Below are 7,174 nucleotides of genomic sequence, written 5' to 3'. Positions count from 1 at the left end.
TTGCATCAATTCCGGCGACTGCGCGTACGCTACGAACGACTGCCCTCGATTCATGAAGCATTCCTTCACTTGGGCTGCGCCCTTATTTGCTGGCGCATTTTGAAAAACTCATTTTGTTAGATGCTCTTAGACCCAAAAAGATTCGAAGACCTCGTGCGACAGCTCACGTACGAGTTCAAGCTCTGGCGGCGACTCGAGGCCACTGGGCGCTCAGGCGGGGACGATGGGTTCGACGCGCGAGGCTACGAGATCGTTGCTCGGGTAGATGAGCCCTCTGCTTCGGCGGAAGACGGCGAAACGATTGAAGAGCGGTCAACCCTCAACGAGGGCGCTGATGATAGGCTCTGGCTTATCCAGTGCAAGCGTGAGCGGGTCATTGGGCCGAAGGCGTTGGTCAAGTACTTAGATGACACTGTGCTCGGCCCGGATGAGAAGCTTCACGGACTTGTGTTTACGGCGGCCTGCGATTTCTCTAAAAGGGCCCGCGACGATTTCGCCAGAAAGTGCCGCGAGATGGAGATCGAGGAGTGGTACCTCTGGGGCAAGGCTGAACTCGAGGACCGGCTATTCCGCCCTGAGAACGACCACCTCTTATTTGCCTACTTCGGCATTTCGCTGATCATCCGCCGGCGCTCACAACGAGCCGACCTGCGGGCGCGGTTGGTGATGAAGAGGAAAGCGCACCGCATGCTGAAAGACCAGTCTAACGCGTCGTTATTGCTGCGTTCGCCTGATGCCACAGACTACCCGTACGCGGGCGACCTCGCTGATTTCAAGAAGAACCCGCTGTGGATGGTGTGGCCGTACCGGGGATTGTCGCACGACGGGCTTAAGTTTTGCGTGCAACGCTACTTCGCGTACCTCTCCGACGATGGCAAATCGTGGGACGCTGCGATGGCTGTGAATGACGCTATAAGCCGTACACATGACGACCCTTGGTTGGGCGAAGACCGGGACGACGAGAAGCGGCAGATGATCTACGAGTTCTGGAACAAGATTCCGGAGGCGAACCAAGCCTGGCTCGAAGTTGTCGGCCTTGTGGCGTTCGACGATATCTTGGACATCGATGACCTCGGCGACGAGAACGTGCAGGCCCCTCACGTCTACGCGCCGTTTGCACCTGGCAGACGCGGACCATTCAAAGGCTTCATCGCCAAGGTCGAAACCATCGGTCGGTGGGAACGCCGCTCGTTCGACCCACAGGAGATTTCTGACAGCCGTATCGAGTACTTCCCTGCTGTGTTCCGCGAGCTCAACAACGACAGCAAATGAACCAGTACCCAATGTAAGTAGGGCCTTGTTGTTGCATTCGCCTATTGCGACGACCATCGGGTCGCGGGTACCTCGCGTGCTTATTACGCACAGCTTTGCTGATGACAAGCCATACGAAAGTTGACTTGAGCACTTGCCACTGCCTTCTGCGGCGGCGCGCTATCATCTTCCCTCGACAAACAACTTTGAGGTTCCACTTGGCGCTGATCAATTTCTACAAGCTGACACCTTCGCACACACAAGTCGCTTCAGACCTGAACAACGATGAGCTTGCCGTCTTCAATCATGGGACAAGCGGTGCAAGAGAGCTTGCCGAAAAAGTGGCAAAGGATCTCGACTTTGACATAAATGTGCACCACGAAAACACCATACTGAAGTGGCACGGTGCCGACTACTTTGTAATGGTCCGCAGCAGTTTCGACTATCCCGCAATACAAGAAGAATTGCGCGCGGCTGCGGCGGAATGGGTCGGGGCGGGGTGTCCCGACCAAGTCAAGCGCATTAAACTCATTTAGCCGGGCCTCATCACTAGGCGGCATAAGCTTCCGTTTTGTCGATCGACTATTGGGTCGGCTGTTCTCCTTCAACCCGACCGGGTAATCGTCTGAATGGCAGCCGATAGCGGCCGATGCCTCAGGGATGTAGACCAAGCACTACCGGCCAGAAGCAGACTTTGAGGTTCTTATTGGGCATTCTAAAAAAGCAGCGTTGGGTTTAAACAATATTTTCAATCCTCTAACGCAACTTTATACCAGTATGATAGTGCGCCAAATAGCGAATAAGTGACACTGTCACACGGCTATTCAGCTAGTGCAAAGCGGTCTCAATTTATTAACCTCACAGTTTTTTGCATGCTAACTTTTGATGAAGCCTTTGCAACGCTTGTTCCAGATAGTAAGGCGGCAATTTTGCTGGGTAACGGTTTTTCGCAAGCCTGGAACTCAGCCATTTTCAATTACGCAAGCTTGCTTCAGGTCGCAAACTTTCAGGACCGTGAAGATCAAATACGAAAGCTATTTAAACGGCTGAATACCTGGGACTTTGAGGCCGTCATGCGCGCACTCCTTGCAGCGCAGATAGTGGCTGAGGTTCACGCGGTTGGACAACAAACCATCGACAATATCAAGAGGGATCAAGAGATTCTAAAGCAGGCGCTTTTAGCTGCCGTTTCAAATAATCACCCTCGGCTTCCGGGTGATCTCACAACTGCTCAGTATCTGTCCGTACGAACATTCTTAAGACGTTTTAGTCAAATTTTTACCGTTAATTACGATCTGCTGATGTATTGGGCTCGAAATCAGGATTTCGAACCCATGTGGCGAACCGATGACGGCTTTCGGGCCAAACGACGGTGGAGCGGGTATGGAACCGAGCAGATGGTTCACTTCCTGCACGGCGGACTGCATCTTTACGAAGGACCTACTGGTATTCGGAAACATGCGTATACGGGAAAGGTTGGTGGTGGAATCGTCGATCAAGTGCGCGCCAATCTGGACATGGAACCTCCGCAATTCCCGCTGTTTGTTTCTGAACCTACTCATCAACAGAAGAAACAGCGAATTGATCGTAGCCCGTACCTAAGCTTCTGCCTGCGACAGTTGGAGACCAATAGAATGCCAATATTTATCCTTGGGCACTCAATGGATGATAACGATGCGCATATCTTTGAGGCAATTCGCAAATCGGACGCGTGCCAGGTCTTCGTTAGCGTCTTCGGGGATGAGGACAGTGACGCCAATCGACGACTGAAAGCAAATTCGTTGGCATTCTTTGGAGCAGTTGGAAAGCATGTGGACTTCTTCGATGCCAGTACCGCTGCGGCATGGGGTTAGTCTAGATCCTTTCACCTGATTAAATGCGCTGCAAAGGATCCCTAAACCGCGGATACGAACAATGACGACTGCTGCGAAGCAGCCACATGTATGTGCGCGCCCAGTGTCCGCTTTGGGTTGCGGATTCAACCGGTCGACGCAACAGCCTGATGAAACCGTTGTGCCGGCGTTTCACGATCGAGCGTATTTCTTGGGTATCGGAATCGCTTATGCTCACAGCAGCTGGCCAGCATGGCGCAGTTGAATTTGCAGCAGGTGCCTAGCAATACTCAAACTTCATATCTCAATTATGATTCCAATTTACGAGCAAGGTCATGGAAACGGTATCGGACACGGCCTCGATTCCTTCCTCCGCCGCTTCGATGGCATTTGCGCCGAGCACTTCGCTCGGGGCCGCGCGCAATCGTTCGCGTTCATCTTCTACGACTTCAAAGACGAAGCTATACGGAAGATTTTGAAAAACCAGGGCGTGTTCGCTCAACTTGATCGTCTCTCCAGCGACAAGCTAAGCGTTTTCTATTTGCACGCCAGTACAAAAGCAGCAGTTGAGAGGTTTAACTCTCATTTCTTCAGTGTCCTCGGTATTCAAAGCAAACCGGATCTGCCGTGCGTTGTGTTCTTCAGGTTTCGAGAGCAGTTCATCGAACAGGTCGAAATTGCACAACTAGACAGTGCAGACCTTGTCCATGGATTTCACGAACTGTACGGCGCTATTCAGCAATATGTTGCAATAAAGCCGATTTCCCCAACTGAGCCGTCGCGCGCCATCCAATGGCTCAAAGGTGGGACAAAATTTCTGTCGGTTGAAATCTTTCGCGCAGCACTCAAAGAAGGCTTCGATCACTGGTTTTAGCAGGCACTGGAGCGGAGCGCAATTACTTAGCAACGACTGCCATCCGCCCCGACTGAACGACTGGTATGGGTCGAACTGCAATATTCATGATCTGATACCTTTTGTCAGATCAAGTCGGAGCCACTACAGATGATCGATTCTCGAGGCGGAAAAATCTGGAAGCAAGTGCCGGCCGGGCACGGTATGTACATCGTTTCTCTCAAAAATCGCATTTAGCTAAAGCTAATCCGGTCCGAATTCGGACATATCCGGCCTGTGGGTGTTTTCTCCCAAACCAGCCATTTAAGTCCAAACGTAGCAGTTTGAGTAATAAGTTGGTTTCTCAGGATCTGTGTTGTTTGGCGATGTTGTAAAGCCTGTGTTTTAGACTGCAAACCATTTGAAAGGTAGCGTCGGCGTGGGCCGATGCAATGACGACAACCCCATGTTAGTCTAGCATTTTGCAATTTATAAGAAGCTGGTCGCATAAGGGGGCATTGAATGTTTCTTGAGTCAAAAGAAGCTGTGCTAGCCATGTTGCAGCATTTGACAGAGTCGCAGCCAGTCGCACAGCCACTACGCATTGCAGTCGCCTTCTGGGGCACCGGTGCCGAAACAGTTATCGATGGCAACAAGAAATATCAGATCATCTGCAACCTTCTTCGAGGCGGAACCAACCCAGAGGTCATCAGAGCGCTGCGTGCAATGCCGAATGTAGAGGTGCGCCATCTCTCGGGACTGCACGCCAAGGTGGTGCTTACTGACACGCGTGCGATCGTGGGCTCCGCGAACTTTTCCATGGACGGTCTTGGCTTCAAAAGCGGGGCGGGAACGGGTTGGATTGAGGCCGCGGCTGTTATCGATAGCGCTGGCGTGGAGAACTGGTTTAATTCACATTGGAAGGCATCTCTTCAAGTCTCTGATGAGGCCTTGGCTCAAGCAGCGGAACTCTGGTCTAAACGTGCACCTCCTTCACCCAAGGAAGCGGAGCAAGCGCCTCAATTGATGGAGTTGGACCTCTTCAAACCGGAGATCACCGGTGGCAACAAGATTCGAATGGCGACTAGGTCTATCGAGACTATTTATTTTCAAGAGATCGAGCCTGAGTCGAAACGCAGTGTCTGGAACCCCGCGTACGCCGCGAGCCTGCTGTGGACTACTGCTGGAAATCGCATTCGGACAAGGATAGATGGCTGCCCATACTTCGAGCGACCAGCGGATGTACTGGCGCGCGCGAAGTACCCGAAGACAATCGATAAAGTACATAGGTTTGTCGATATCCTGTCAAAGTACCCGGGTGTCTCCCCTGCGATTCGATATTGGGCCAATCAGTATCTGCTTGACGCAACCTAACCCAAACTATCGAGCGGACGCCTTTCAGCGGGCCTTGACACCAAAACTCTGCTCATCTCCAACGCTAAACGTCCGTTTTCGTTGAAGTCGACAGGCCGGTTTGGGTCAAACTGCGACATTCTTGATCTAACACGCTCTGTCAGATCCAGTTGGACCCACTACATATCAAGGCCGTTCGAGTTGCCCAACGTAGATTTTTTCAGCCACATATCACTCATGGAAGCAGCACAGTTGCTGGCTCCATCAGCGCAATCCCGCACTGATGATCTTTGCCTTAGGAGGCACCCATGACTTCGTCCCCCTTCGAATACCTTGCCGTCTTCACCCTCCTCTTCTTGGCAGGCGCTCTATGCGCAGTGCTTCTGTCGAGACACGCCGATTTTGTTTAAAAGGAGGAACCGCCGATGTCGCTTAATCGTTCCCAACCCTATGACAACGAGGACAGTTACACTTATTCCCAAAGCTTCCATCCGTACCATGGTGAAATGCCAATTCCGGTTTGCCCAAAATGCCATTCTGTGCATGTTGAGACCCGCAACCGTGCCCGCAAGCTCGGTGGTGCCATTGGAGCAGTCGCGGGCGCAACCAGCGTCACGCTCGCTGCAGCCGCCAAAGCCAGAACCGCTGCCGTCCTGGTAAGTAGCCCTTTCGCCATCACCTTCGGCAGCATCGCGGCCGCCATAATCCCAGCGCTGATCAGTGGTGCCTCAAGCGTCACGACTGGCGTGAAGCTCGGCGAGGTCATCGATGAGAAGATTCTCAATAACTATCTCTGCCATTCCTGCGGCCATACCTTCAGCCTGAAGCAGTCGTAGCTCCTCTCATCGGCTGTACTTCTCAACGGCCTTTTCCTTTTACCTCACATTCGCCCGGCTCCAGCCGGGCTTTATGCACTCATCTTTCAGGAGTTCTTCATGCATCTCGTTCAAACGATGGCCTACGTCAACGAAACACCTTGGCATGGCCTTGGCAATCAACTTACGCCCGGCCAACCTCTTGAAGTCTGGGCAAAACGCGCTGGAATGAATTGGTGCATCGAATCGGCAGATGTACGCTATGTCGCCTCCGCCGATGGATTGGGATCAATCCATACGTTCCCAGATCAAAAGGTACTCTACCGCTCGGACAGCAAGGCGCCGTTGTCGGTCGTGTCCCGCCGCTTCCAGGTGGTGCAGCCTGCCGACATACTGGAGTTCTACCGCGATCTGACCGAAGCCGGCGGCTTCGAGCTGGAAACAGCGGGCGTTTTGAAGGAAGGCAGGAAACTGTGGGCATTGGCCCGTACTGGCCAAAGCGTCTGCCTCAAGGGTCGCGACAGGGTGAACGGTTACCTGCTGCTGGCAACCGCCTGCGATGGCACCCTGGCGACCACGGCACAATTCACGTCGGTGCGCGTGGTCTGCAACAACACGCTGCAGATTGCATTGGCCGAAGGTGCCGGCGCTGTTAAAGTTCCACACCGCAGTCAGTTCGACCCGCAAGCAGTCAAGCGTCAATTGGGAATTGCAGTCTCATCCTGGGATGGCTTTATGGCCCGGATGAAGGCGCTGACCGAGTGCAAGGTTAAGGACGATACGGTCGAAGCCTTCCTCAAGCGCGTCCTGACCTATCCCGTCAATCCCGCAACCGATGGCAGCGCCATTGCCGTCAATGATCGCGCCCTCAAGACCGTGCAGGAACTATATGTTGGTCGTGGCAAGGGCGCAGAAATGGCTTCGGCTGCTGGCACGGCATGGGGCCTGCTAAACAGTGTTACGGAATTCGTCGACCATCACCGTCGCGCCCGCAGTACCGATCATCGCCTGGATGCGGCCTGGTTCGGTCAAGGCGCGGCGTTGAAGCAAAAGGCGTGGGATGAAGCCTTGAAGTTAGTTTCATGATTGAT

7 protein-coding genes and 1 pseudogene are annotated in these 7,174 nt (G+C 53.2%); all 8 read left to right on the top strand.

All coding sequences use genetic code 11. The features are described from left to right. A pseudogene (locus IGW04_RS25850) lies at positions 1–120 on the top strand (IS5/IS1182 family transposase); the annotation flags it as partial. A 33-nt stretch (positions 121–153) separates the two neighbouring features. Further along, complete coding sequence (locus IGW04_RS18975; protein ID WP_194714658.1) at positions 154–1,272, top strand: hypothetical protein; 1,119 nt, start codon at positions 154–156, stop codon at positions 1,270–1,272. A gap of 197 nt (positions 1,273–1,469) precedes the next feature. Beyond that, positions 1,470–1,787, top strand: coding sequence for a hypothetical protein (locus IGW04_RS18970; protein ID WP_194714657.1), 318 nt, complete (start codon positions 1,470–1,472; stop codon positions 1,785–1,787). A gap of 336 nt (positions 1,788–2,123) precedes the next feature. Then, positions 2,124–3,104 carry a DUF4917 family protein gene (locus IGW04_RS18965; protein ID WP_194714656.1) on the top strand — a complete coding sequence of 327 codons (981 nt, stop codon included), beginning with the start codon at positions 2,124–2,126 and terminating at the stop codon, positions 3,102–3,104. A 289-nt stretch (positions 3,105–3,393) separates the two neighbouring features. Continuing rightward, a complete protein-coding gene (locus IGW04_RS18960; protein WP_194714655.1) occupies positions 3,394–3,957 on the top strand; it encodes a hypothetical protein in 564 nt (187 codons plus the stop codon). Between the two features lie 480 nt (positions 3,958–4,437). After that, positions 4,438–5,289 carry a phospholipase D family protein gene (locus tag IGW04_RS18955; protein ID WP_194714654.1) on the top strand — a complete coding sequence of 284 codons (852 nt, stop codon included), beginning with the start codon at positions 4,438–4,440 and terminating at the stop codon, positions 5,287–5,289. A gap of 404 nt (positions 5,290–5,693) precedes the next feature. Beyond that, complete coding sequence (locus tag IGW04_RS18950; RefSeq protein ID WP_194714653.1) at positions 5,694–6,104, top strand: hypothetical protein; 411 nt, start codon at positions 5,694–5,696, stop codon at positions 6,102–6,104. Positions 6,105–6,203: 99 nt separating this feature from the next. Next, on the top strand, positions 6,204–7,169 hold the full coding sequence (locus IGW04_RS18945; protein WP_194714652.1) for a DUF932 domain-containing protein: 966 nt from the start codon (positions 6,204–6,206) through the stop codon (positions 7,167–7,169). Positions 7,170–7,174: the final 5 nt, after the last annotated feature.

It is taken from the genome of Noviherbaspirillum soli (genome assembly GCF_015352955.1).
In the GTDB taxonomy this organism is placed as follows: Bacteria; Pseudomonadota; Gammaproteobacteria; order Burkholderiales; family Burkholderiaceae_D; genus Noviherbaspirillum_A; species Noviherbaspirillum_A soli.
The sequence above is the reverse complement of the archived record's forward strand: the minus strand, read 5'-3'. Positions and strand labels throughout refer to the sequence as shown.